Raw genomic sequence first — 25,525 nt, forward strand, 5'->3', positions numbered from 1 at the left:
GCCGCCCCCCCTGAAGAACGATAAGAAAGACCGGCAAGTTGCAATGACTTTTCAACCGCGTTGACTGATAGGAGTTACCCCATGAGTACATCGATTTCCACGACCGCGACACCTTCGACCCCCGGTGAGAGAGCATGGGCCTTGTTTCAAGTGCTCAAGAGCAAGGAACTCATCCCAGAGGGCTATGTCGAGCAGCTCACTCAATTGATGGCCCATGACTGGAGCCCGGAGAACGGCGCTCGCGTGGTCGCCAAGGCATGGGTCGATCCGCAGTTCCGGGCGCTGCTGCTCAAGGACGGAACAGCCGCTTGCGCGCAGTTCGGCTACACCGGCCCACAAGGCGAATACATCGTCGCCCTGGAAGATACACCGGGGGTGAAGAACGTCATTGTCTGCAGCCTGTGCTCCTGCACCAACTGGCCGGTCCTCGGCCTGCCGCCCGAGTGGTACAAGGGCTTTGAGTTTCGTGCGCGCCTGGTCCGGGAGGGGCGCACCGTACTGCGCGAGCTGGGGACGGAGTTGCCGAGCGACACGGTCATCAAAGTCTGGGATACCAGCGCCGAAAGCCGTTACCTGGTGTTGCCGCAAAGGCCTGAAGGCTCTGAGCACATGAGTGAAGAACAGCTTCAACAGCTGGTGACCAAAGACGTGCTGATTGGCGTCGCCCTGCCACGCGTTGGCTGAGAAAAAACAACTCATCATCGTTCAACTTGCGGAGTTTTCATTATGGATGGCTTTCACGATCTCGGCGGTTTCCAAGGCCTTGGCAAAGTGCCGCACACCATCAACAGCCTCAGCTACAAACAGGTTTTCAAGCAGGACTGGGAACACCTGGCCTATAGCTTGATGTTTGTCGGCGTTGACCAATTGAAAAAGTTCAGCGTGGACGAAGTGCGTCACGCCGTCGAACGCCTGGACGTTCGCCAGCATGTCGGCACCCAGTACTACGAACGCTACATCATCGCGACCGCCACGCTGCTGGTGGAAACGGGCGTTATCACCCAGGCGGAGCTCGATCAGGCATTGGGTTCCCACTTCAAGCTGGCGAACCCCGCCCATGCGACAGGTCGCCCGGCGATCACCGGCAGGCCGCCCTTCGAAGTGGGCGATCGGGTTGTGGTTCGAGACGAATATGTGGCGGGGCATATCCGCATGCCGGCCTACGTGCGCGGTAAGGAAGGCGTGGTCCTGCACCGCACCTCAGAGCAGTGGCCCTTCCCCGACGCCATTGGCCACGGCGACTTGAGCGCAGCCCATCAGCCTACCTACCACGTCGAGTTTCGCGTGAAAGATCTATGGGGTGACGCGGCAGATGACGGTTACGTCGTGGTCGATCTTTTCGAAAGCTACTTGGATAAGGCCCCCGGTGCCCAAGCGGTGAACGCATGATTGAAGGCGCCCAGGCGGGCCGACTGCCGGTGACGGTCCTTTCCGGCTTCCTCGGCGCCGGCAAAACCACCCTGCTCAACGCTATCCTGCGCAATCGCCAAGGACTGCGGGTCGCGGTCATCGTCAACGACATGAGCGAAGTCAACCTCGATGCCGAATCGGTGCAGCGCGACGTCTCGCTGCACCGTGGCCGCGATGAGTTGATCGAGATGAGCAATGGCTGCATTTGCTGCACCCTGCGCGCCGACCTGCTGGAACAGATCAGTGACCTGGCACGTCAGCAGCGCTTCGATTACCTGCTTATCGAATCCACGGGGATCTCCGAACCGATGCCGGTCGCGGAGACCTTCGCCTTCCTCGACACCGAAGGCTTCAGCCTCAGCGAGCTGGCACGCCTTGATACACTGGTGACGGTGGTCGATGGCAGCCAATTTCAGGCGCTGCTGGAATCGACGGATACCGTTGCCCACGCCGACACCGAGGCGCACACGTCCACGCGTCACCTGGCGGATCTTCTGATCGAACAGGTGGAGTACGCCAACGTCATTCTGGTCAACAAGCGGGACCTGATCGACGAGCCCAGCTACCAGGCAGTGCACGCGATCCTCGCTGGCCTCAACCCGAGCGCGCGGATCATGCCGATGGCTCACGGGAACGTCGCGCTGTCCAGCCTCCTCGACACCCATCTGTTTGATTTACCCAGCCTCGCAGCCTCGCCGGGCTGGATGCGTAAAATGGAAGCTACCGATACGCCGGCCTCGGAGTCGGATACCTATGGCGTGACATCCTGGGTCTACCGGGAGCGTGCGCCTTTTCACCCCCAGCGCTTGCTCGAGTTTCTACAGAAGCCCTGGCGCAACGGTCGCTTGTTGCGCAGCAAAGGTTACTTCTGGCTCGCCAGCCGCCACCTGGAAATCGGCCTGCTGGCGCAAAGCGGCAAGCAGTTCCAGTGGGATTATGTCGGGCGCTGGTGGAACTTCATCGAGCCATCGCAATGGCCGCGGGACGAATATCGGTTGCAGGGCATCATGGCCAAGTGGGACAGCGTTGTCGGCGACTGCCGACAGGAGCTGGTCTTCATCGGCCAGGGGCTCGACACCCGCGTCTTGCAGCGCGAACTCGACCATTGTTTGCTGAGTGCCCAGGAAATAGCCGCCGGCCCACTGGCCTGGCAGGCCCTGCCGGCGGCGACGGCCTTTGACACCGAGGCCTTATCGGCACGCCCCACGCCCCCCCATGGCGGTTCAACCGACTTGACCCGGTAGAGGTACACCATGCTCTTTTTTAGCCGTACCACCCGCTGGGTCTTGGCGCCGCTTGCCGACAGACTGGACCAGCCTGACCAGGCATGCACGCCGTTGTCGTCGAACAACCCTTTGTTGCGACGCATCCTGACCGGCGTCGAGCAATTACTGCAAGAGCGCAGCGCCCTGAAAGAACAGGCACGCGCGCTGACACAGGAAGTCACCCAACTGGACGAGCGCGTGGCCTGCCGTGACGCGCTTTTGCGGCAATGGGAGGCTCGCTGGGCCCTGGTCAGCCACGGCGCAGGTGAACTGTTCTGGGAGCTGGAGGTGAATGGAACCGCTGCACCGTCACTGGCATGCGCAATGAGGTGGACGGGGTCTGCGTCGATCCTGGCTGCGGGCATTGATCAGCTTGGCCATTGGAACGAACAGCTCCATCCGGCCGACCGTCAACGCCATTTGGATACCCTCGCCAGGCACCTGGCCGATCGCAGCGGGCGTACGCCGTTTGTGTTGGACGTGCGAATACAGCCCCCATCGGGCGACGACTATCGCTGGTGCAGGATCAGCGGTGATTCACGCCGCGATGCGCAAGGCCTGCCTGTGGCGATGGGTGGCAGCCTGCGGGACATTCACCAACAACACCTGCAAGACGAGGTGCTGGAACTGGCGGCGACACGCTTCGACATCTCCCGGGAAATGCTCCATGACGGGCTCTGGGATATCGAGGTCGTGGCCGGCGACCCGGCGAACCCGAAAAATACCATCTGGTGGTCATCGCAAATGCGTCGGCTGCTGGGGTACACCACGGTCGAGGAGTTTCCCAATACATTGGAAAGCTGGACCTCGCGCCTGCACCCCGACGACAGCGAACGGGCTATCGCTGCGTTCGTCGCCCATGTCGACGACCGCAGCGGCAAAACACCGTTTGACGTGGATTATCGACTCAAGCACAACAACGGCACTTACCGCTGGTTTCGCGGCCGCGGCCAAACCCGGCGCGCGGACGATGGCTCCCCGCAAAGAGTCGTGGGCGCCATTACGGATATCCATGCCAGCCATGAAGAGCGTGCGCTGCGCGAGGCTCAGGAACAGCAACACCGCATGATGCAGGAAACCTTGAGCAAGCTGACGCAGATTGTCGCCACCATCCAGGGCATCGCCAGCCAGACCAACCTCCTGGCGCTGAACGCAGCCATTGAGGCGGCGCGCGCAGGCGAAGCCGGACGCGGCTTCGCAGTGGTCGCCGATGAAGTCCGCAAGTTGGCCACGCGAACCAGCCAGGCCACCCAGCAAGCAGCCGACATGATGGACGGCTAGCCCCATGAACACACCCCAGCCGGTGGCGACAGCCAGCCGTTGCCATGCCTGCATGTAGAGGCTGCTGGGGTTTTCGCAAGACCGATCCCCACAATAATAATCAGGTGTCGATATGCGCGATTATGAACACGTTGTTGAATCCTTCGATTATCTGCAGAGCGCCACCCAGGATTTGCATGGCGAACTTACTGCTTTGAACGCCTGCGTCGAATGCTGCGACCGGCATGCCCACGGCGAGGCCGTGGCGTTGTATTGCGAAGCGCAGGATGGCCATGCCGAGCGCTACAGGTTTCGCGACCTGCAACGCCAGGCGGCGCGCTTCGGCAATTTCTTGCGTGAACAAGGCGTCAAGCCGGGCGATCGCGTCGCCGGCCTGATGCCACGCACGGTTGAACTGTTGATTGCCATTTTGGGCACCTGGCGCATCGGCGCGGTCTACCAACCGCTGTTTACGGCCTTCGGCCCCAAGGCCATCGAACAACGCTTGAACTGCTCGAACGCCCGCTGGATCGTGACCGACCCGCACAACCGTCCGAAGCTGGACGACGTCACTGACTGCCCCAGCATCGTTGTGACCGGTGGCGCCCCACAGAACCCCGCTGATCACCACTTCTGGAGCGCACTGAACCGCCAGGCTGACGATTGCGCGCCGGTGCTGCTGGATGCCAGTGCGCCGTTCCTGTTGATGTGTACCTCTGGCACCACCGGGCCGGCCAAACCGCTGGAGGTGCCGTTAAGCGCGATTCTGGCCTTCAAGGGCTATATGCGTGATGCGATTGACTTGCGTGCGGACGACCGCTTCTGGAACCTGGCTGACCCGGGTTGGGCCTATGGTTTGTATTACGCGGTGACCGGCCCGCTGGCTTGTGGGTATGCAACGCTGTTCTACGACGGCCCCTTCACGGTGGAAAGTACCCGTCACATCATTGCCAAGTACGCAATCAACAACCTGGCCGGTTCGCCCACCGCCTACCGCTTCCTGATCGCCGCGGGGGCCGAGTTCGCCGACGCCGTTCGTGGGCGCCTGCGGGCCGTCAGCAGCGCCGGAGAACCGCTCAACCCGCAAGTCGTGCGGTGGTTTGCCGAACAGCTTGGCGTGGTGATTCACGACCACTATGGGCAAACGGAAATCGGCATGGTGCTGTGCAATCACCACGGTTTGCGTCACCCGGTCCGCGAAGGCTCAGCGGGTTATGCGGTGCCCGGATACCGCATCGTCGTGTTGGATAAGGCACACCGGGAATTGCCAGCCGGCCAGCCGGGCGTCCTGGCCGTTGATCGCGAGCGCTCGCCGTTGTGCTGGTTCGACGGCTACCTCGGCATGCCCACCCAGGCCTTTGCAGGGCGCTATTACCTGAGCGGCGATATTGTGGAGCTCAATGACGACGGCAGTATCAGCTTCGTCGGCCGCAATGATGACCTGATTACCACGTCCGGCTACCGCGTCGGACCGTTCGATGTGGAAAGCGCGCTGATCGAACACCCAGCGGTGGTCGAGGCGGCCGTGATCGGCAAACCCGATCCGCAACGCACCGAGTTGATAAAGGCGTTTGTCGTGCTGAACACACCCTACCTGCCAAGCCCTGAGTTGGCGGAGGAGCTGCGCCTGCATGTACGCCAGCGTCTAGCCGCACATGCTTATCCGCGGGAAATGGAGTTTGTCGACCATCTGCCCAAGACCCCAAGTGGCAAGTTGCAACGGTTCATTCTGCGCAACCAAGAGATTGCCAAGCAACAGGCGCTTGGTTAAGCCCCCTGATCGGTCAAGCTCAGCGCCGCGTCCTTGCATGATCGACACCCCGCCCCGGAGCCGCCATGGACCTCGCCACCGTCGCCCTCCTCCCCGCCGGCTTCGCCCTGTGGGGTTATGGGCACTGGCGCGTCAGGACTTTCTGGTGGTGACAGGCAAGCCTGGTGGTGGGCTATATGAAATATCCTAGACGGTTGCTCCTGGCTGTTTTCAGGCTTTCGTACGGTCGAAAACCGGCCAGCGGTTGCCACTTGGCTGGACCCTTTCGTTTGATTAACGGATAGGGTTTATCCCGTCCTCGACAAGTGAAGAGAACGCTTGAACCGTAGGCTCGGCTCTAGGAGTACACGGTACCGGTTGGCATTTTTATACCGCACAGTGTTCGGTAGAAAATACCATTTCCATATACCAAGCATTTATCGTGGGCTTGGGCTTTAAGCATTAACGCTCGCAATCTTTCGACAATCCGAACGGCTCGACGTCTGAATAACAGCGGTTTGATTGGCCGCTTTTCTTGCCCTGGATGTTGGATTTCACCGAGATACTCCTGCCAACTCTTTGGTTGCTGACAGAGCTGTGTTTCGAGATCGTTCAAAATTGCCAGTACGTCAGCTAGATCGTCATTTCTCAAGCGGAACGTTACATTCATTGATTCAATGCCTATCCCTGCATCTCTTTGTGTATATCGTTCAAAAGCAGGTGCTATAAGGGAAAAATATCCAAACGTATGAAAGCAGTCAGACCTGAAAGTAATTCGGTCTTCTGGGTCTAGCGGACCCAAATGCTCTGTTTTTTTCGATGCATATAAGCCGATTATATGATGCATGGTGACTGTACCAAACTACTGACATACTTATGGACGAAGGCAAGCTCACACTCCTGCGAGGACACAGGCTAGAAGGTTCGTGGCATCTATCGGCCACTTCCTCTGACCGTTTTCTGGCGGCTGTCACCGGCAGCTATGGGGTCCAGGTTGTGTGAACAGTGCCGATGAATCTAAAGAGCATTAGACAAACAACCTCAGGTCTTTCACATTCCCTCTAAAGCGGGTCAGGAAAAAGACATACCTTCACGTTTGGCATCCAGCTACCCAAATATTCAACATGCATTGGACGCGATCATTCCAAGCAAAAAATTGGACGTGGCTACTCGTATTGTCCTATGGGCGGCGAGTGACGCCGGGCTAGATCCAGCCGAAATTATGGTCACGCTGTCAAAGCTAGATCCAGTGCTTTTCGACAACCTTTGTTCTGAAATGGAGGTGCAGTATTTCAGACTTTTCGAGCGCGGAGATGAGAGGCACCTATCGTTTTTCTGTAAGGCTCGAGCCTACAGCGCCGGCGCTTGGTTGGCTCGTGAGGCACCCTACGAAGCAATTTACGAGTCAATATTTGCCACAGAGAAACCACTTGTAATTGCTGATTTTTTGTAGGTAAAAATGGACCTAACCGGTTTCTGTAGCCATCCAGGTCAAAAAAAAATGGAGCTGAGCCGTAAACTCCTTTGGCTTAGCATACGGGCTCCTTGCCTGGGACAAGAAAAAAGAGATCTGCATGCTCATACACGGGTAATGCTGAACAAACAGCTCGACATGTTCTTCGAGTGTTTGCGGCCACATCAGGTCCTTTTCAGAGCGAAGTACTTGAGTTGACCGGATGAGTTTGCGCGAGGCTTCCCGTTGCAAGCGTAGGGATTGCGTCGGTGTGGTCGCCTGATCGATAAGATCGGCATACCGGGTCAATTCGGATTCAAAGTCACCATTCACGGCAATGGCGATATCACGCGACGGCTTGAACCGGTCGAAGCGCTTGCTCAGATCATTCCCCCATAAGCAACGGCAGTGATGCTTGAGCCAATACCCCCAGCTCAATCGGTTGTCTGCCGCCAATACTTCAGAACGACTACCGATGTCGAAATCGATCTTGATGACTTCGGTATGCCGATTTTCCAGCGTGCGCCTTTTCGACTCGAACATTTCGAGATCCTGCGACGTAGGAGTGCTCTGCAGAACAAGGGTTAGGTCAAGGTCAGAAACCCCCAGCACGGCGTCGCCTCTAGCGACGCTGCCATAAATATAAATCCCGTCCAGCAGAGGTTCCGAGCGAGTGAGCGTCATGCAAACGTCCACCAGTAAATCTTGAAACTGCGGCTGTATCTCGACGTTGGGCACGGTGAGGATATAACCGTCTGCATCGATGCCACGAGGATGGAATCGTTCCATGAAGCCGTCCGTGAGTTGTGTTCAGAGAGGTACTTTAACAGGGCCAATAGTGACTGCTTCTGGCCGTTTTGAGTCGGTCGCAACAGGCAGAAAACGACCCATTGCGGCCATTCGCAGGAGCCACCAGAATCGAGGGACTGCTGGTCGTGAGGTGACGCATGGTGAGAATTGAAGTATCAGAAGAAGCTGACTGGAAACTTTTCGAGTATGTGGCCCGGGTTCTTGAGCAAGGGCTGGGCGGTTGCTGGAAAGAGAGGCTCGATGGCTCGGACCAGCGCTACTGGGATCTGTTAGTGGATGAACACACGCTTACCCTGCACCTTGAACACTATTTAGGCATTTCAGTGGTCATTCCCGATGGCGCAGATGACATCGCTCAAAGAGTATGTGCGTTGCTCAAGCAGCCTCCTTGCGGGTAAACCCGCTCCAACAAAGATCACAACTGATCTAGACGGCAGCTGTGGGTCGATAGCGGGCTTATCAAGCCCTGCCCATTTCCTCGCACCAGATATCGACAAGCAGGCTCCGCTCGACCCATAGCAGACGTCGAGGGCCATAGTTATGTGCCGCTCAGAAAACGATTTCGCACCGCGCTTCAGCGGCCTGTACTCGTAATGTCAGGCCAGACTCGAAGCGTATTACAAGGTGATGATCTGGTTGGATGTTATCTGTGAGGTAAAAGGTTTGTGTCTCCGCACCGGACTCCACCACTCCAATCGAATGAAGAACATTACCGTCACTGTCAGCCAGGTTTTCATCCCGCCCACTCGCTGAAAAGTAGTCAACCTCATGGAAGCTGATAGTAATCTTGCGTGCTTCTTCAGTCGGCACCCATGAGTCACTCCGTCGAGTGAAGCTAAGTACAATCGACCGATCCACGATGTCGTAAATGATGGCGCCGGCTTGATAGAAGTTATGCAGATCGTATGCACGGTCGTGAATCTCGACCTCGATATGCCCAAACACGAAACCATGGAATTGCATGGATTAGCCCTAATGATCTAACGGTAGGAGTGCATCGTACTGCATGGTCGCAATGGCCGCTTCTGGCCCAGAGTGTGTAAAAACAGATGTTCAGCCGGCGTCAGGGGAGACAGGCATCCCGCTGAATGATTTGGAAAGTACCTCCGCGCGACGCTTGTGTTTCTAGGTGGAACTGGCGAAATGTCAGCTTGGGATCGTTTAGCCGAAATCTACATCTGATGCGAGCGCTGGGTACTCAACCTTCATTTCGGTAAGGCATTCATGCATGAGCCTCGCATCCTCAGGTAAGCGCTTGGATAGCATGTTCCACCCTGAAATTTTCAGGTGCTCGGGCATTTCCACTAGACCCGTTATCGCGTCCCAGAAAGCATCCCAATTACAGCCATACCACCCAGGAAAACCGAGCGCATCCTTCAAGACACAATGGAGGTCCTCAGAGCTTGACACCCCACTCAGGTCAATATTTACCATGTGCAATCGGCTCATCGTCATTACCTCAAAAAACTGTTAACCAGCGAACGCATGCCAGCGGCTGAATCAGAATGCTTTTACTATCATTTTTGGCGTGATCCATTCGGGGGTCGGTAATGAAGCGCTTTATTCAAGGTGAGCATCGCGGACAAAGCACTTTGCTTCCCGAAAGCCTTGACGACTACGTCAGCAACACAAATCCGGTGCGAGTAGTCGACGTTTTCGTCGACGAACTCGACCTAGTCAATCTAAGTTTTGAAGGCGTCATTCCAGCCGATACCGGCCGACCTGCTTACCACCCCGCAATCTTGCTGAAAATCTACATCTACGGCTATCTCAACCGCATTCAATCGAGCCGGCGTCTTGAACGAGAAGCTCAACGCAACGTGGAGTTGATGTGGCTGACAGGGCGTTTGATGCCCGATTTCAAGACCATCGCGAATTTTCGAAAAGACAACAGCAAGGCTATCCGAGGCGTCTGTCGCCAGTTCGTAGTGCTATGTCAGCAGTTGGGATTATTCGGTGAAAATCTGGTTGCCATTGATGGCAGCAAGTTTAAAGCCGTCAACAACCGCGACCGAAATTTCACCAGTGCCAAACTGAAGCGGCGCATGGAGGAAATCGAATCGAGCATCAACCGTTACTTAACGGCACTTGATACTGCGGATCGGCAAGAGCCCACATCCTCTGAAGCCAAGACGGTGCGGCTGGAAGAGAAAATCGCCAAGCTCAAAGTGCAAATGAAGGAGCTTCAGGCGATTGAAATACGGCTCAACGACTCACCGGATAAACAGGTCTCACTGACCGATCCAGACGCGCGTTCAATGATGACGCGTGGTACAGGATCGTTGGCTACAACGTGCAAACAGCAGTCGATGCTCAGCACCATTTGATCGTTGCTCATGAGGTGACCAATGTCGGTTCCGACCGTGATCAGCTCAGCTCAATGGCCAAGCAGGCGCGCGAGGCCATGGCATCAGATTCGCTTTCGGTGGTGGCCGACCGAGGCTATTTCAAAGGTGAGGAAATCCTGGCTTGTCACAACGCTGATATCACCGCGTATGTGCCCAAGCCAATGACCTCTGGAGCCAAAGCTGATGGGCGTTTTAACAACGATGCCTTTATCTATGACGCGGCGAAAAATCACTATGTATGTCCAGCTGGAGAAACGCTGATATGGCGTTTCTCCAGCGTCGAGAAAGGCATGAAGCTGCATCGTTATTGGAGTTCAAAGTGTCAAGGCTGCGCCTTGAAAACACAGTGCACACCGAGCAAGCAACGCCGTGTTCGGCGCTGGGAGCATGAGGCGATATTGGAAGAGATGCAGGTCCGGCTGAGCAACGCGCCGGACATGATGCGAGTCCGAAAGCGCACAGTTGAGCATCCCTTCGGGACGCTCAAACAGTGGATGGGCGCCACGCATTTTTTGACGCGAAGGCTGGAAGGCGTCAGTGCAGAAATGAGCTTGAACGTGCTCGCCTACAACATGAAGCGCGTTATGAAAATCCTTGGCACCAGCAGCTTAATGAAGGCGTTGTCAGCTTGAAATGGTTGGCTTTGTTGCCCACCTGGCATCGTAGGGGCTTTATTGAAGCCTCCAAGACCCTAGTGACGACCCGCAGGGCTTACCCCGAGCGACTACATAGCAAAAACCGTCGGGGCTACGTGCCGACATTGCACTGGCCCGTTTTTACACACTCTGGGCCGACCGCTGCCCTTAGACATAGGCAAAAATCGGCCAAAAGCGGTCACTCCTACTGATCACATGCAACCGCTGGATAATTGGGAGTGTCATCGCCAAAACTTCCACCAAGGACGAACTCGTTCCTCATCCATCGTTGTGCTTGTCTGCCTGTAAACAGCAGTTGCGATCGCATGAGTCTGCGCCGCCATCTCATCCAACCAATCTTGAGGCCCGATCCAGTGATCGTGAACTACCTCCAGAAACTCTCGATCCAAAGGCAGCTCGGAGGCATCGCCAACGACCGTACTGAAAGCCTCGCATTTTGGACACCATGCCTTGGTCTCAGTAAACCGTGTCACATCAGAAGCAGGAAATACCGCATAGCAACCAAAGCAAGCGCAATGGTTGCTGGCGAGGATTTCTGCCTGATTGCGGTTCGCATGATCATGCGCGCTGTAAGTGTCGGGCATTCATACCTCCATCGCAGTGCGCCAGATTAGTTGAGCGGCGATCACAAGGCAGTCAGGCGATTAAGCTGCTCTGCCGAAGGAAATCCTAGTGTCCGATAGCGAGGTGGATAGCCAGTTTCTGTAGTCAGCAGATCGCCAAGCTCGGATTCAAACTCGCTCCATAGAACGGTTTTGACCGTAGGTTCCCCACCCTCAACGGGTTCAACCAACACGATGCGATCACTCTTGGGCAATAGGGTCGGCACACCTTTTGTCCAAGCGCTCATCGATACGGTTTTGCCGTTCTGGTCAGACAGCTCGTAGAGAAGGTACGAGGCAACAAACACATCGACGCTCGTTTCCAGATTGACCTTATCGAGCAACTCTTTCTGATTACTGTAGCTACCCTGGAGCAGCAAATGTTCCAGCGTGGCCAGACGGTTATTGACCGTTTCATCATCAGTGTGAAATGGGACGATATCGCGCCCGTCATAGGTATAAATGTCGGTGGAGACTGCCCTGCCCCTCTCAAGCGCTTTGAAGCTAAGCTCGACCATCTGACGGATGCCTTGCTCGTCCTTGTCGCCCGTGACCATCAAGACGTCACGGCTGGGGATCATGAACACCGGTCGACCTTTAACGGGTGCGCGCTGTAGAACATCTGGCAACAAGACTCTGCTGCTGTCGTATCCGTCCGCCCACTGCGCGGCGTAGAGCCCAGGGATGATCTCACCGAAGGCCTCGTGCGTCGCATCGCGCAAGTTCTCAATGGAGATCGCCACTGCCTCATCCATTGTGACACCCCACTGCGCTTCAGGGCCTCTCGTAAGGGTGGCGGTGGACTCGGGAGAGTCGACGGCAAGCATAATCACACAGTCGCGGCCCAAGGACTGATAAACGACATCGTGCGGCTTGTCGCCACCATTTCTGGCGTGCTCCAGTCGAACTTCCTCAAGCATGGCAAGATTTCGAATCACCGGACGTAATTGTGCTTTCACGTTTTCAAAGACCGTCCCGGTTCTCTGGCCAGACTCCAACAGAGTCGATACGTACCCATTCAGAATTGCGGCCTTCTGGGTCTTGTCTCCATTTTGATAGTCGCGAAAGGCGTTATGAAGATTGAAGTACGAGCCATTGTTATGACGGATGCGAAACTCGCTAGTCTGAAAGTCCATGGCCTCGCTGTAGCCAGCCTTGCGGGCTGACTCGATAAATTTTTTGGCAAATCCTTCCTGAGTCAGAGGACGACTGAAGATTTTGTCGAGCAGGGATTGGAGCATGCACAGGATCCTTCGTGTCAGCAGGTATTTGTAAACAGGGTGGGTTGGACGCGGCTAAACGTGTCCACAGCTTGAGCGGCTGCTCTCTATATCGACAGGTATAAGATGAAAAATAGGGTCGCACACCTGGAGCTAGGCTCATGAACCCTACAACCCCGGACGGGCGTTATTTTGTTGTAAATGGCCGGCTGTGGCGCTGCTCAAACCCCGCTGACAAAATCGACCAATCAGACGTTCATGTCGATGAATCCGCCAGCCCCTCTCATGCTCGGCCAGCCGGCATGGATATCCCGCAAGTGGGGCAGTCAACGCCATCGCTCGCCATTTGCATAACCTCCTCGCCGCACGTTGGGCAAACCTCCCCCGCCATCTCGCATGGAGATCCGAGAATGAACTCGTCCCCCATAACCGGGAGCCATTTCTCACAGCAACGCGGCTCGCGATGAAACGGCAACAGCCCCTAGCGCAGCGCATGCTCACAATTAGCGCGCCCTAGCTCATCCCCATACAAAATACCTGTACAGAAATTACGCCACGCATTTTTACAGCGCTCGCAGGATTCTATCGGCCCAAAGATGGCCTTGGGCTGTATCGCCCCCAAACAGTCATCAGCCCGATAGCCAGACCTCTACTTCCCGCGCCTGCCAGAAATCGGAGGTTACTGACCGCTCATCGGGATTGAGTGATGCCATGACGACATCACACCAATATAGTTGTACAAGACTTGTACAAATACTAAAATCTGTACAAGTTTCGACTAGCCAGGAAATAACACCGCGACTGGTTGCCGTCGGACAAAAGAATACCTGCGCAGGATGCGGACCAAGGGCGAATACATACGCTTGCAGGTGTCCCTAAACCGCTCCTCCCACTACGCAGGTACATCATGCCATCGCACACTCCCCGGCTCTCTACACGGACCAGTCTCTATGCCGGCTATGCCAGCCTGCTCGCGTTTATGCTGCTGATCGCCGCTATCTCGCTGTACGCCCTGGCTAACAGCAATAAGGACTTTTTTCTCTACGTTAATGGCATTGATGCGCGCGCCCGCCTCGCCAACACACTGAACGACGCCGCCGCCCAGCGCGCGATTGCCCTGCGTAACATCGCCTTGAACAGCAATGTCACCGCGAGAGGACAGCAGCGAGGCGCAATTGCCATCAACGAACAAATGGTGGCCGGCAGCCTCGCCGCGCTACGCCAGGCAATTGAAAGCCATGATGATGTGTCGCCCAAGGCACGTGAACTGTTCTCAACCATCGAGCAGGTCGAGAGCCGCTACAAACCGGTAGCACACACCATTGCCGAACACCTGTTCAAGGGTGAAAACGACGAGGCCCTGCGCATGGTCAGCGAGCAGTGCACACCCTTACTGGCCGAGCTGACCCAGGCAATTGGCGAATTCCTGCGCTACACCAACCAGAAGGCAGACCTGCAGGTCAGCGAAAATGACGCAAACTATCTGTCACAACGCAACCTGTTGCTCGCCATTACTGCGCTGGCCGTCTTACTAGCAGCGGTACTGGGCTACGTCATCAGCCGCAACCTGCTGCGCGCGCTGGGTGCCGAACCGAGTGAACTCAACCAGCTCGCCCAACGAGTTGCCCAGGGCGATTTGCGCGCTAGCGAGCGCACGATTGAGCCACCACAAGCCAGCATCATGGCCGCCCTGCTGAGCATGCAGGAGAACCTGCGGGACATGACCAAGGGCATAAACCTGTCCTCACAGACCGTGGCCGAATCCAGCCAGGAACTTAGCCAATCGAGCCTGAGAAACGCCGAGAGCGTGGCCATGGCACAGTGCGAGGTCGAGCAGATCGTCACCGCCGTTCACCAAATGGCCGCCACCGTGCAGGATGTCGCGCGCAATGCCGAATCCGCCGCCAGTGCCGCCAGCGATGCCGATAGCGCGGCCCTGTACAGCCAGCAGAAGGCCAAAGATGCCGTCAACATGATCGGCGAGCTGGCCGAGACAATCGAACAGTCCAACATTGCCATGGGCCGGCTGAAGAATGAAACCGGCAATATCGGCGGCGTGCTTGAGGTGATCAAGTCGGTGGCCGACCAGACCAACCTGCTGGCCCTCAACGCAGCCATCGAAGCTGCACGTGCTGGCGAGGCTGGACGCGGCTTCGCGGTGGTAGCCGACGAGGTCCGCAGCCTGGCACAGCGTACCCAGAAGGCCACCTCAGAGATTGAGGGGCTGATCGCCAGTCTGCAGAAAATTGCCGACGAGACCTCGCAGCATATGCAACGCTGCAAGCGCTCCAGTGCGCAGTCGGTGTCCGGCGTTTCCGAGGCCGGTGACGCGGTAAGCACGATCGTAACCATGATCGAGCGGATCAACGGCATGAACCACCAAATCGCCGCGGCCGCCGAGCAGCAGAGTACCGTTGCCGAGCAGATCAGCCGGGGCATCGTGACCGTCAGCGAAAGCGCCGAGCAATCCGCTGCCGCCTTCCGCAGCGCTCAGCAGGAAAGCGAAGGACTAGCACGCACTAGCGTGACATTGCGAGAGAACATCTCGCGCTTTCAGCTCTAGGGTCTGTTGCCATTTCATCGCGAGCCGCGTTGCTGCGAGAAATGGCCCCTGGTTAGTCGCAGGACACAGGTATCGTCGTGCCATCGACCAGGCGAACCGGTCTTCCCATCCACAGTTGCGTATCAGCGCAGTGCGAGCTGATCAGATGACTCCTGCGTCGAACCATTCACCGCAGACCGATAGCGTAGTTTGTTCTACCTGGGCATCAGACAATGCTTCAAAAAGGGCACGATGCTCTCGGACGGGATTCAAGACGACTTGAAGAAAAACCGGCCGCTCCGTTCCAAACATGCTTTCTTCTCGAGGTGTTTGCTAACGTCAAATGTTGTTGAAGCCTTCCCCCCAGTATTGCCCAAGCTTTTTACAGAGCTTGAAGGGGGGCTGACCGATGATCCATCCCGCAAAAAAAGCCAGGTGTGCTGGCCATAACATTGTCCAACCGCCCCCAATCCCCTTATCCTCGCCCCTCCCCGTCCGCTCAAACCCGGAGCCGCCATGGACCTCGCCACCCTCGCCCTCTTCCTCCCCGCCTGCTTCGCCCTGAACATGGCGCCTGGCCCGAATAACCTGTTGTCCGTAAGCAACTCCACGCGCTACGGCTACCGCACATCCTGCCTGGCAGGCATTGGCCGCTTGCTCGCCTTCGCCGGAATGATCGTCCTTGCCTCAGCCGGCCTCGCGGTAGTGTTGCAAACCTCTGAGTTGTTGTTCTACGGGATCAAGATTCTGGGCGCGGCGTATCTGTTTTATCTGGCGTTTCAACTGTGGGGTGCGAATCCACAGGCGCACGCGGAGTCAGCAACCGCCAAGGTCAGCCTGTGGGCACTGGCGCGTCAGGAGTTCCTGGTGGCGGCAGGCAACCCCAAAGCCATCCTGATCTTCACCGCCTTCCTCCCCCAGTTCGTGGTACCGGGCCAGCCGATCACGCCGCAGTTCGCTGTGCTGGGCGCGCTGTTCCTGGCGCTGGAATGGATCGCGATCAGCGTCTATGCCTATATGGGCCTGCATATGCGCCGCTGGTTTGCCGAGCCGCGGGGCAAGCGTGTCTTCAATCGCTGCTGTGCGGGGTTGTTGTCGGCAGCGGCAACGGTGTTGTTGATGGCGCGACGGGCTTGACGGAGGGTTCGAAATGAATGAGATGGACAGAAATGCGCTGGCCAGTCTTTACCGCGAATACATCCACTGCCTCAACCAACAGGACTGGGAACGCTTGCCCAATCTGCTGCACCAGGACGTGACCTACAATGGCCGCCTCGTGGGCGTCGCCGGTTACCGCGCCATGCTCGAACGGGACTTTCGCGAAATTCCCGACCTGGTCTTCCACATCCAGCTGCTGGTCGCCGACCCGCCCACCCTCGCCAGCCGGTTGAATTTCAACGTCACGCCCAAGGGTGAGTTCTTCGGCTTGCCGATCAACGGTCGGAAGGTCGCGTTCTCCGAAAATGTCTTTTATGAATACGTCGACGGCAAGATCGCCCACGTCTGGTCGGTGATTGATAAGGCCGCGATCGAACGCCAGCTGTAAGGGCTGTCCCGGACCGACAAGCGCGACTGCCGCGCCTCAGCCCATTGTCTAGACTCCACACACCCATCCACCGTGGAGCCCTGAGATGACGCATAAAAACACCCTCTGCCTCTGGTACAACGGCACCGCCGAGGAGGCCGCGAATTTCTATGCCAAGACCTTCCCGGACAGCCGGGTCAATGCCGTCCACCGCGCCCCTGGCGATTACCCTGCGGGGAAACAGGGCGACGTCCTGACCGTCGATTTCACTGTCATGGGCATCCCGTGTATCGGCCTGAACGGCGGCCCGGCGTTCCCGCACACCGAGGCATTTTCGTTTCAGGTGGCCACCGATGACCAGGCCGAAACCGATCGCCTGTGGCAGGCCATTATCGACAACGGCGGCCAGCCGAGTGCCTGCGGGTGGTGCAAGGACAAGTGGGGGTTGTCGTGGCAGATCACCCCGCGCGTGCTGTCGGCCGCCGTGACCCATTCGGACCCGGCAACGGCCAAGCGCGCCTTCGAGGCGATGATGAGCATGACCAAGATCGACATCGCCACGATTGAGGCCGCAATCGCCAATCGCTGAACACACCCGGCAGCGCCTTGGGGCACTCTACGGCCCAAAGGCCGCTGCACAGGCGTTGTACAGAGCGCGCCACGCTGACTAGACTTTGCCCCCGCCACACCCTGCACGCTAAAGATTCGGCGCCACTTGCCGTCATCCTTACATCCCTGAATGGACTCAAAGAGGCTCCTGTGCGCTTTTTCTCTACCCTTTTGTTAGTGGGCGGCCTTGCCACCCTGTCCGGCTGCGCCACCCAGGCCAGCAAAGTCGACCAGATGCTCGCCGACACCCTCGCCCAGCCGCTGGTGGAAAACAGCATCGTGCGCGAAGGCGATCTGCTCAGTTTCGAGCTGCTGATGCCGCTGTCGACGCCGGGTGCACGCCGCACCATGCAGTTCGAGGCCGCGTGTTCTTCGCCGCAACTGTCCTTGCTGTACCTCGACGGTTCGCAGCGGGTCTACCCACTCAAGGCCGGGCGCTACACCGAAGCCCGCAAATTGTCAGCCGACCTGCACGCGAAGCTGGCCGCCAACCCGACCTTCGTGCGCGCGTGCGCCCAGACCCCCAAGCCAGACTGGCGCCTGGTCAAGACGGATGAACGTGGCAATTGGGTACTGATTGACGCCGCGAGCATCAAGACCGTGGAGGGCGAAGTCCGCTTCTGGGCGGCGTTCGATAACCCAACGGTGCTCAACGACCTGCCCTACGACGCGCCTTACGCGCAAAAGCGCGAGCACTTTGCCGTGTCCTGCGCTAACGGCACCTACAAGGAGCTGGCCGGCTATGACCTGGATGCACGCAATCGGGTCAGTGACGGCCGGGTCGACAGTTTTCCGACGCCACGCAACATTGTCGGCAGCGATACCGACTATGAATTGCTGTTCAACAGCGTCTGCGCCACCCCCGAGAAGATCGCCGCGCTGCCACTGTTCAAGCCGCGCCTGAAGGCCCCGGCGACCATCGCCTTGGGCTCGGTACAGCCACCGGTGCTGGCGGCACTGGCGCAATTTGACCAGGACAAACCGACCCGCAGCCTGAAGTACGTGCACTTCACGGGCACGTCGACCATGAAAGGCAAGACCAGTAACTCGACCAGTGAGCAGTTCATCAGCCGCGACGCCGCCAGCGGCCAGCTGTCGATCGCCCTGCGTGGCGAAGGCTACGAATCCCAATCGGTAAGCTGGCGAAACCTGATCGACCTGGTGTCCAAGAGCACCTTCGGCGGCAGCATGGCCGAAAGCACGACGACGACCCAGCTGAGTTTCACCGGTAACTGGAAAGCCCTGCCGGTGGGCGACACCTTGGTCTACCAAAGCACCCGTTCGACCCTCAACAGTGTGATTGGCAACTACGACAAACAGACCATCACGCGCTGCGTGGTCGAGCGCCAATTGCCGGCCAGTGAACTCAACCCCAACCTGCTGGGCAGCGCCAAGGCCCTGTCGTGCCGCAACGACAACGACAAATACAACCGGGTTAACCACCTGTTCTACCTGACGGACTATGCGTACTTCCTGGAGTCGAGCACGGACAAGAATGAGTTTTTCTACTCCGATACACGCATCGATAAATTCGAGTAACCGTCCACAAGGTGAAAAACACCTTCAATCAGGTTGACACATTTGCTCACACACCCTGAAGATGGAGGCCTTCTTCAGGGTGTGTCCGCTCATGTGCGCAACGTCGCTGGTTAACTTTTCCGTCATTGGCTTGATTGCCAAGGCGCAAGATTGCGCTGCACACGCCCTCAAATCGAAGAAACAGTCGCTCATGTGACCGGGGCGCGCTGTCCCGTCAGATGAGCTGACAGGACATTGAGCGCGACGGACACCCTCCCCTTGCACAATTCCCTCTGCCCTTCTGACGGTGACTTAATCGGTCAACCATCAGGAGAAAGAGCATGTCAGCGTTTCAAGGTATCTGGGTTCCCGTGGTCACGCCGTTTCATGACGGCGCCCTCGACTTTATCGGCCTGCGCCGTTTGGTTGAGCATTTGCTGGAAAAGCACGTGGCCGGGATCATGGTCTGCACCACCACCGGTGAAGCCGCGTCGCTGAGCCGCCAGGAACAACTGGCCGTGCTCGATGCCGTGTTGCAGTGGGTGCCGGCGCACCGTGTGGTGATGGGCCTGGCGGGCAATAACCAGATTGAATTGCTGCAGTTCCAGGACCAAGTCCTCAAGCGCCCCGTGGCCGGTTTACTGGTGCCGGCGCCCAGCTATATCCGCCCTTCCCAGGCCGGCCTCGAAGCGTTTTTTCGTACGGTGGCCGATGCGTCCAGTGTGCCGATCATTCTCTATGACATCCCCTATCGCACCGGCGTGACCTTCGAGCAGGCCACCCTGCTGAACATCGTCGCCCATGAGCGCATCAAGGCGGTCAAGGACTGTGGCGGCAACCTCGGCAATACCCTGGCACTGCTGGCCAGCGGCGAAGTGGATGTGCTGTGTGGCGAGGATATCCAGCTCTTCAACGCGCTGTGCCTGGGTGCCAGCGGTGCCATCGCGGCGTCGGCCCACGTGCATACCGAACAGTTTGTGGCGCTGTGGCAGCAGGTGCGGGATAACCAGTTGGCCGAAGCGCGGCAGACGTTTTTCCAGCTGCTGCCGCTGATCCAGACGTTGTTCATGGAGCCCAACCCGGCACCGGTGAAAGCGGCGTTGGCATTGCAGGGCTTGATCGGCAGCGAATTGCGCGCACCGATGCAGCGGGCCAGCGCGGCGCTGATTGCACGGGTGCAGCCGCTCTCGGCACCGGCACGATAATGCCGCTGTAGGCGCGAGCAGGCCGCGCCTACAGGGTTGTTCAAGGCATGCGCGGCTTGGCCATCTGCAACCGATGCAAGGTGATCTCGCGCACTGCCTGCTTGCTCAGTTCGATATGCCGCTTGAGCAAGTGCTGCGCCTGATCGCCGCGCCGTTGCAGGATCGTGGTGAGTATTTGCCCATGCTCCTCGTACGTCGCCGCAATGCGTGAAGCCTGGGTAAAGTCGAGGCGCCGGATGATGCGGATCTTTTCCGTAAGGGCGTAGTGCATGTGTGCCATCTCACGGTTGCCGGTGGCTTGCACCAGGGCGCAGTGAAAGTGTTCATCCAGCGCCGACACCGCCTGGCTGTCCTGCAGGCGCTCACGTTCCTCCACCAGCCAGGTCGCCTGCAGCCCTTGCAAGATCGGGTTCGGTTGCTCCATCGCGCATAAACGGCTGACAGCGGCCAGTTCCAGCACGATCCGCACGTCATACAGCTCTTCGAAATAGGTGAAGTCGAACGGTTTCACCTGCCAGCCGCTGCGGAAGTACACCGCCAGGTAGCCTTCCCGTTCCAGCCGGTACAGCGCCTGGCGCACGGGTGTACGGCTGACACTCATGCGCTCGGCCACTTCGCCCTCGCTGAAACGGTCGCCAGGCAACAGGCGAAAGTCGAAGATATCCGCCTTGAGTTGCGCATAGATCTGCTCGGCCAGGCTGTCCGGGCGCTCGCGCGGTTTTTTCAGCGTTGAAAGCGGCATGCTTACCCCTTGCTGGTGACATAGGCGCGCCAGCCGCCAAACTCAGTGACATCCAGCGCATCCGCCAGGGCCCAGGGTTCGCAGATAAAGCCTTTGACACTGCGTCCATCCGCCAGCATCAGGGTGCCGATCCCCAGCGGTGCGGGAATTTCGGCGACGAACTCGCCAAAACGGGCGATAGGCATGTCCCACAGCTCGACGATGATCGATCGGCCACCTTCCGCCCTGGCCAGCCCCGGCTTGGGCGGCACGGTGCCGGGCAGCGCATACAAACGATAAGTGCTGGCCGTGAGGGTCTGCTCCACCAGCACGGCGTTGCGTGTGGTCAGTTGGAAGTTCAACGGCATGCCGCTCAGGTGGGCGCCCACCACCGCCACGCGCACGGTACCGGGTGCCTGTTGGGCAGCAGCGGGTGCCGGCAGGTGGCGTTCGGTTGCGCCGAGCGGCAACTCAAGGCTGGCCTGCCAGCGCTGGCCCAGGTGCGCCAGGGCGCTGTCATGCCAGGCCGGTGCGAGCAGGGTAATGCCGCACGGTAGACCGTCCGCTCGCAGGCCCGCCGGCAGCGCCAGCGCCGACAGGTCCGCCAGGTTGGTGAAGTTGGTGTAGTAGCCGAATTGCGCGTTGTAGCGCACCGGCTCCAGCACCATGTCGGCGCGCGTGCGAATCGTCGGCGAGGTCGGCACCAGCAAGGCGTCGAACCCCGCCAAGGTGTCGTTGATGCGGCGACTGAGTTCGGCCCGCAGGTATTCGGCCTTGTAGGCATCGCAGGCGCTGTACTGGAGGCCATTTTCGACAATGCCGCGCACCACCGGGTTGATGGCCTGCGGCTGGTGTTCGAGCATGCCTTCCAGGGCCACCGTGCGTTCTGCGACCCAGGGACCCGAATACAACTGGTCGGCCAGGGCCTTGAACGCACTGAAATCCACCTCGCTGATCACCGCGCCCAACGCCTTGAAGTGCTCGACCGCCTGCTCGAACACCGCCTGGTTCTGCGTATCGCCGAAGAACTCCAGGCTCGCCGGTATTGCCAGCTTGATCGAGGCACCCACGCTCACCGGCGCCGTGTAGGGGTTGCTACGCGAGTATGCGTCGCTGGCGTCATAGCCCTGTGCGACCTGCGCCACCGCGGCGGCATCCTCCACGGTCAGGGCGAACACCGAGATGCAATCCAACGTGCGACAGGCCGACACCAGGCCCGTATTCGAAAACCGGCCCTTGGTCGGTTTCAATCCGACGATATTGTTGAACCCTGCCGGTACTCGGCCCGAGCCTGCGGTGTCGGTGCCCAGCGCAAACGCCACCAGCCCGCGGGCAACCACCGACGCCGAGCCGGAGCTGGAACCGCCGCTGACGTAATCGGCATTGAAACTGTTACCCACCGCACCATACGGCGAGCGCGTGCCCACCAGGCCAGTGGCGAATTGATCCAGGTTGGTCTTGCCCATCAGAATCGCACCTGCCGCTCGCAGTTTGGCGACTACGGTCGCGTCCGACGTTGGGCTGTAGGCGAATTCCGGGCAGGCTGCCGTGGTGTCCCAGCCCGCCGCGTCAATGTTGTCCTTGATGGCGAATGGCACGCCGTACAGCGGCAACTTGTCGATATCGCCGCCCACCGCGTCCAGCCTGTCGTTCAATTGCGCCAGTTGCATGGCCAATTGCTCAGGTTGTGCGCGGGCAATCCAGGCGCTGTCATCCGCGCTGTATTGCGCCGCCAGGCTCAACAACCGGTCGGGGGTCATCGCCCCGCTGCGATAGGCCGCGTGCCATTCGCCAAGGGTCCAGCCGATAACGCTCTGCATAGGGATTCCCATCTTGTATCCAAGTTGACCTGTCTTAAAGCAAACCCCAGGCCAAAGGCCGAAACGCCGTGATGAGCGGGCTCGCGTGCCCATCCAGGTGCTCGGGCCTGCTCGTTGATGGCGCACCCGAGCGTCGCCCATGCGCCAAAAAAAGACACCCAGCCGACCGCTCGGTTGCGAGCCGCCCGATACCGGCCTATGTTCCAAGCCATGCTTTGCCTTTTGCTGTCCCCCACCCTACGCCCATCCCGTAACCAGGTGACGACATGCCTACGCCTTCCCGCCCCGCCGTCCTCGAACTGATCGGCAACACGCCGTTGGTACGCGTCAGCCGTTTCGATACCGGCCCCTGCACCCTGTTTCTCAAGCTCGAATCGCAAAACCCCGGTGGTTCCATCAAGGACCGCATCGGCCTGGCCATGATCGACGCCGCCGAACGCGACGGCCGCCTGCGCCCTGGCGGCACCATTATCGAAGCCACCGCCGGCAACACCGGCCTGGGCCTGGCGCTGGTGGGCCGGGCCAAGGGCTACCGGGTAGTGCTGGTGGTGCCCGACAAGATGTCCACGGAAAAAGTGCTGCACCTCAAGGCCATGGGCGCCGAAGTGCATATCACCCGCTCCGATGTGGGCAAGGGCCACCCCGAGTATTACCAGGACGTGGCCGCGCGCCTGGCCAAGGGCATTCCCGACGCGTTCTTTGCCGACCAGTTCAACAACCCGGCCAACCCCCTGGCTCATGAAACCAGCACTGCCCCGGAAATCTGGGCGCAAACCCAGCACGACGTGGACGCGATTGTGGTGGGGGTCGGCTCAGCGGGCACCCTCACCGGCCTGACCCGCTTTTTCAAGCGCGTACAACCCGACCTGGCCATGGTGCTGGCCGACCCGGTGGGCTCGGTAATGGCGGAATACAGCCGCAGTGGCCGCCTGGAAACGCCAGGCTCGTGGGCGGTGGAAGGCATTGGCGAGGATTTCATTCCGTCGATCGCCGACCTCTCCAGCGTGCGCCAAGCCTATTCCATCAGCGATGAAGAAAGCTTCGACCACGCCCGCCAATTGCTCAGGGCCGAGGGCATTCTCGGCGGTTCCTCCACCGGTACCCTGTTCGCCGCCGCGCTGCGCTATTGCCGTGCGCAGACCGAACCCAAGCGCGTGGTCACGTTCGTCTGCGACACCGGCACGCGCTACCTGTCAAAGGTCTACAACGACCAATGGATGAAGGATGCGGGCCTGCTGCAATACAAGCACTACGGCGACCTGCGCGACCTGATCGCCCGCCGCTTCGAAGATGGCCGCGTGATCAGCGTGAGCCCCGACGACACCCTGCTCACCGCCTTCCAGCGCATGCGCCTGGCCGATGTCTCGCAACTGCCGGTGCTGGTGGACGGCCAGACACTGGTGGGGGTGATCGACGAATCCGACATCCTGCTGGGCCTGCACCATGACGCCGCGGATTTCTCGATGATCGTCGCCAGCGCCATGACCGATAAAGTGCAAACCCTGGCCCCCAGCGCCAGCCTCGCCGAATTGCAGGCGGAACTGGATCGCGGCCTGGTCGCCATCATCGCCGACGCCTCGGGCTTCCACGGCCTGATCACCCGCGTCGACCTGCTCAATCACCTACGGAGGTCCCTTGCATGAGTCAGCCCGATAAAAGTGCGTTTGCCACCCGCGTGATCCACGCCGGGCAATCACCCGACCCGACCACGGGCGCGCTGATGCCGCCGATCTACGCCAACTCCACCTACCTGCAAGACAGCCCCGGTGTACACAAGGGGTTCGACTACGGCCGCTCCCATAACCCCACGCGCTTTGCCCTGGAACGCTGCGTGGCCGACCTCGAAGGCGGCAGCCAGGCGTTTGCCTTCGCCTCGGGGCTGGCGGCGATTTCCACCGTATTGGAATTACTCGATGCAGGCGCCCATATCGTCTCCGGCAACGACCTGTACGGCGGCACATTTCGCCTGTTCGACAAGGTGCGCCAGCGCAGCGCGGGGCACCGTTTCAGCTTTGTCGACCTGAGCGATGGCGCGGCGTTTGAAGCGTCGTTGCAAGACGACACGCGCATGGTCTGGGTTGAAACCCCGAGCAACCCGTTGCTGCGCCTGACCGACCTCAGCGCCATCGCGCGCATCTGCCGTGACCGCGGCATCCTCTGCGTGGCCGACAACACATTCGCCAGCCCGTGGATCCAGCGCCCGCTGGAGCTGGGTTTCGACATCGTGGTGCACTCCACCACCAAGTACCTCAATGGCCACTCCGACGTGATCGGCGGCATCGCCATCGTTGGCGACAACCCGGAACTGGCCGAACGCCTGGGCTTCCTGCAAAACTCGGTCGGCGCGATCGCCGGGCCCTTCGATGCCTTCCTGACCCTGCGCGGCGTGAAAACCCTGGCCCTACGCATGGAGCGCCATTGCAGCAATGCACTGGAATTGGCGACCTGGCTGGAACAACAACCGCAAGTGTCACGGGTTCACTATCCCGGCCTGGCGTCCCATCCCCAGCATGCACTGGCGCGTCGACAGATGCGCGGGTTTGGCGGGATGATTTCGCTGGATTTGAACAGCGACCTGGCCGGCGCCCGGCGCTTCCTGGAAAACGTCAGAATCTTCGCTTTGGCCGAAAGCCTGGGGGGCGTGGAAAGCCTGATCGAACACCCGGCAATCATGACCCACGCAAGCATCCCCGCCGCCACGCGCGCGCAATTGGGTATTGGCGATGGGTTGGTGCGGTTGTCGGTGGGGGTTGAGGATGTCGAGGATCTGCGGGCGGACCTGGCGCAAGCCTTGGCCCGGATATAAATCCT

General features: G+C 59.1%; 20 protein-coding genes and 3 pseudogenes. 16 read left to right on the forward strand and 7 right to left on the reverse strand.

Going from position 1 to position 25,525, the window contains the following annotated elements; translation table 11 throughout:
• The first annotated feature begins 81 nt into the window (after positions 1-81).
• From nthA to AC1Q6I_RS17550, 6 genes and pseudogenes are all read left to right on the forward strand, one after another.
• Complete coding sequence (gene nthA / locus AC1Q6I_RS17525) at positions 82-684, forward strand: nitrile hydratase subunit alpha (RefSeq protein ID WP_024075762.1); 603 nt, start codon at positions 82-84, stop codon at positions 682-684.
• 42 nt (positions 685-726) lie between these two features.
• Positions 727-1,389, forward strand: coding sequence for a nitrile hydratase subunit beta (gene nthB, locus AC1Q6I_RS17530; protein ID WP_102623484.1), 663 nt, complete (start codon positions 727-729; stop codon positions 1,387-1,389).
• Positions 1,386-2,654 (forward strand): GTP-binding protein, encoded by a 1,269-nt coding sequence (locus AC1Q6I_RS17535; RefSeq protein ID WP_102623483.1) that lies wholly within the window; start codon positions 1,386-1,388, stop codon positions 2,652-2,654. The genes nthB and AC1Q6I_RS17535 overlap by 4 nt, the downstream gene beginning before the upstream one ends.
• Positions 2,655-2,999: 345 nt before the next feature.
• A pseudogene (locus AC1Q6I_RS17540) lies at positions 3,000-3,662 on the forward strand (PAS domain-containing protein); the annotation flags it as partial.
• Between the two features lie 30 nt (positions 3,663-3,692).
• Positions 3,693-3,932: pseudogene (locus tag AC1Q6I_RS17545) on the forward strand (methyl-accepting chemotaxis protein); the annotation flags it as partial.
• Between the two features lie 136 nt (positions 3,933-4,068).
• Positions 4,069-5,706 (forward strand): AMP-binding protein, encoded by a 1,638-nt coding sequence (locus AC1Q6I_RS17550; protein WP_069076265.1) that lies wholly within the window; start codon positions 4,069-4,071, stop codon positions 5,704-5,706.
• A gap of 1,444 nt (positions 5,707-7,150) precedes the next feature.
• Here AC1Q6I_RS17550 and AC1Q6I_RS17555 read toward each other — a convergent pair.
• Positions 7,151-7,927, reverse strand: coding sequence for a nucleotidyltransferase domain-containing protein (locus tag AC1Q6I_RS17555; RefSeq protein WP_102623481.1), 777 nt, complete (start codon positions 7,925-7,927; stop codon positions 7,151-7,153).
• Positions 7,928-8,085: 158 nt separating this feature from the next.
• Here AC1Q6I_RS17555 and AC1Q6I_RS17560 point away from each other — a divergent pair, with 158 nt between their 5' ends.
• Complete coding sequence (locus tag AC1Q6I_RS17560; RefSeq protein ID WP_102623480.1) at positions 8,086-8,346, forward strand: DUF3630 family protein; 261 nt, start codon at positions 8,086-8,088, stop codon at positions 8,344-8,346.
• A 151-nt stretch (positions 8,347-8,497) separates the two neighbouring features.
• Here the strand turns inward: AC1Q6I_RS17560 and AC1Q6I_RS17565 are convergent, their stop codons facing one another.
• Positions 8,498-8,911, reverse strand: a complete 414-nt coding sequence (locus AC1Q6I_RS17565; RefSeq protein ID WP_102623479.1) for a hypothetical protein — start codon at positions 8,909-8,911, stop codon at positions 8,498-8,500.
• 198 nt (positions 8,912-9,109) lie between these two features.
• Entirely contained in the window at positions 9,110-9,397 is a 288-nt protein-coding gene (locus tag AC1Q6I_RS17570) for a barstar family protein (protein ID WP_102623478.1), read from the reverse strand.
• Between the two features lie 101 nt (positions 9,398-9,498).
• On the opposite strand from AC1Q6I_RS17570, the pseudogene AC1Q6I_RS17575 reads away from it, so the two are divergent.
• A pseudogene (locus tag AC1Q6I_RS17575) lies at positions 9,499-10,928 on the forward strand (IS1182 family transposase).
• A 245-nt stretch (positions 10,929-11,173) separates the two neighbouring features.
• Here the strand turns inward: AC1Q6I_RS17575 and AC1Q6I_RS17580 are convergent.
• Together AC1Q6I_RS17580 and AC1Q6I_RS17585 are read right to left on the reverse strand one after the other, a co-directional pair.
• Positions 11,174-11,536 carry a hypothetical protein gene (locus AC1Q6I_RS17580; RefSeq protein WP_102623477.1) on the reverse strand — a complete coding sequence of 121 codons (363 nt, stop codon included), beginning with the start codon at positions 11,534-11,536 and terminating at the stop codon, positions 11,174-11,176.
• 41 nt (positions 11,537-11,577) lie between these two features.
• Complete coding sequence (locus AC1Q6I_RS17585; RefSeq protein ID WP_102623476.1) at positions 11,578-12,795, reverse strand: DUF1444 family protein; 1,218 nt, start codon at positions 12,793-12,795, stop codon at positions 11,578-11,580.
• An 886-nt stretch (positions 12,796-13,681) separates the two neighbouring features.
• On the opposite strand from AC1Q6I_RS17585, the gene AC1Q6I_RS17590 reads away from it, so the two are divergent.
• From AC1Q6I_RS17590 to dapA, 6 genes are all read left to right on the forward strand, one after another.
• Positions 13,682-15,337 carry a methyl-accepting chemotaxis protein gene (locus tag AC1Q6I_RS17590; protein WP_102623474.1) on the forward strand — a complete coding sequence of 552 codons (1,656 nt, stop codon included), beginning with the start codon at positions 13,682-13,684 and terminating at the stop codon, positions 15,335-15,337.
• A 495-nt stretch (positions 15,338-15,832) separates the two neighbouring features.
• Positions 15,833-16,453 carry a LysE family translocator gene (locus AC1Q6I_RS17595; RefSeq protein WP_102623473.1) on the forward strand — a complete coding sequence of 207 codons (621 nt, stop codon included), beginning with the start codon at positions 15,833-15,835 and terminating at the stop codon, positions 16,451-16,453.
• Positions 16,454-16,475: 22 nt separating this feature from the next.
• Positions 16,476-16,862 carry an ester cyclase gene (locus tag AC1Q6I_RS17600; protein WP_093235662.1) on the forward strand — a complete coding sequence of 129 codons (387 nt, stop codon included), beginning with the start codon at positions 16,476-16,478 and terminating at the stop codon, positions 16,860-16,862.
• An 85-nt stretch (positions 16,863-16,947) separates the two neighbouring features.
• Complete coding sequence (locus tag AC1Q6I_RS17605) at positions 16,948-17,430, forward strand: VOC family protein (RefSeq protein ID WP_102623472.1); 483 nt, start codon at positions 16,948-16,950, stop codon at positions 17,428-17,430.
• 170 nt (positions 17,431-17,600) lie between these two features.
• Positions 17,601-18,989, forward strand: coding sequence for a hypothetical protein (locus AC1Q6I_RS17610; protein ID WP_024075779.1), 1,389 nt, complete (start codon positions 17,601-17,603; stop codon positions 18,987-18,989).
• Between the two features lie 320 nt (positions 18,990-19,309).
• The gene (dapA, locus tag AC1Q6I_RS17615) at positions 19,310-20,173 is read left to right on the forward strand and encodes a 4-hydroxy-tetrahydrodipicolinate synthase (RefSeq protein ID WP_102623471.1); all 864 of its coding nucleotides are present in this window, start codon (positions 19,310-19,312) and stop codon (positions 20,171-20,173) included.
• Between the two features lie 40 nt (positions 20,174-20,213).
• Here the strand turns inward: dapA and AC1Q6I_RS17620 are convergent, their stop codons facing one another.
• Both AC1Q6I_RS17620 and atzF read right to left on the reverse strand, forming a co-directional pair.
• Positions 20,214-20,915, reverse strand: a complete 702-nt coding sequence (locus tag AC1Q6I_RS17620) for a GntR family transcriptional regulator (protein ID WP_102623470.1) — start codon at positions 20,913-20,915, stop codon at positions 20,214-20,216.
• Positions 20,916-20,917: 2 nt separating this feature from the next.
• On the reverse strand, positions 20,918-22,714 hold the full coding sequence (gene atzF, locus AC1Q6I_RS17625; RefSeq protein ID WP_102623469.1) for an allophanate hydrolase: 1,797 nt from the start codon (positions 22,712-22,714) through the stop codon (positions 20,918-20,920).
• Positions 22,715-22,980: 266 nt separating this feature from the next.
• Between atzF and AC1Q6I_RS17630 the strand changes: the two genes are divergently transcribed.
• Together AC1Q6I_RS17630 and AC1Q6I_RS17635 are read left to right on the forward strand one after the other, a co-directional pair.
• Positions 22,981-24,357, forward strand: a complete 1,377-nt coding sequence (locus AC1Q6I_RS17630) for a pyridoxal-phosphate dependent enzyme (protein WP_102623468.1) — start codon at positions 22,981-22,983, stop codon at positions 24,355-24,357.
• The gene (locus AC1Q6I_RS17635) at positions 24,354-25,520 is read left to right on the forward strand and encodes a cystathionine gamma-synthase (RefSeq protein ID WP_069076255.1); all 1,167 of its coding nucleotides are present in this window, start codon (positions 24,354-24,356) and stop codon (positions 25,518-25,520) included. Before AC1Q6I_RS17630 ends, AC1Q6I_RS17635 begins: the two co-directional genes overlap by 4 nt.
• Positions 25,521-25,525 lie beyond the last annotated feature (5 nt).

This window comes from Pseudomonas sp. MPR-R2A5, assembly GCF_058793055.1.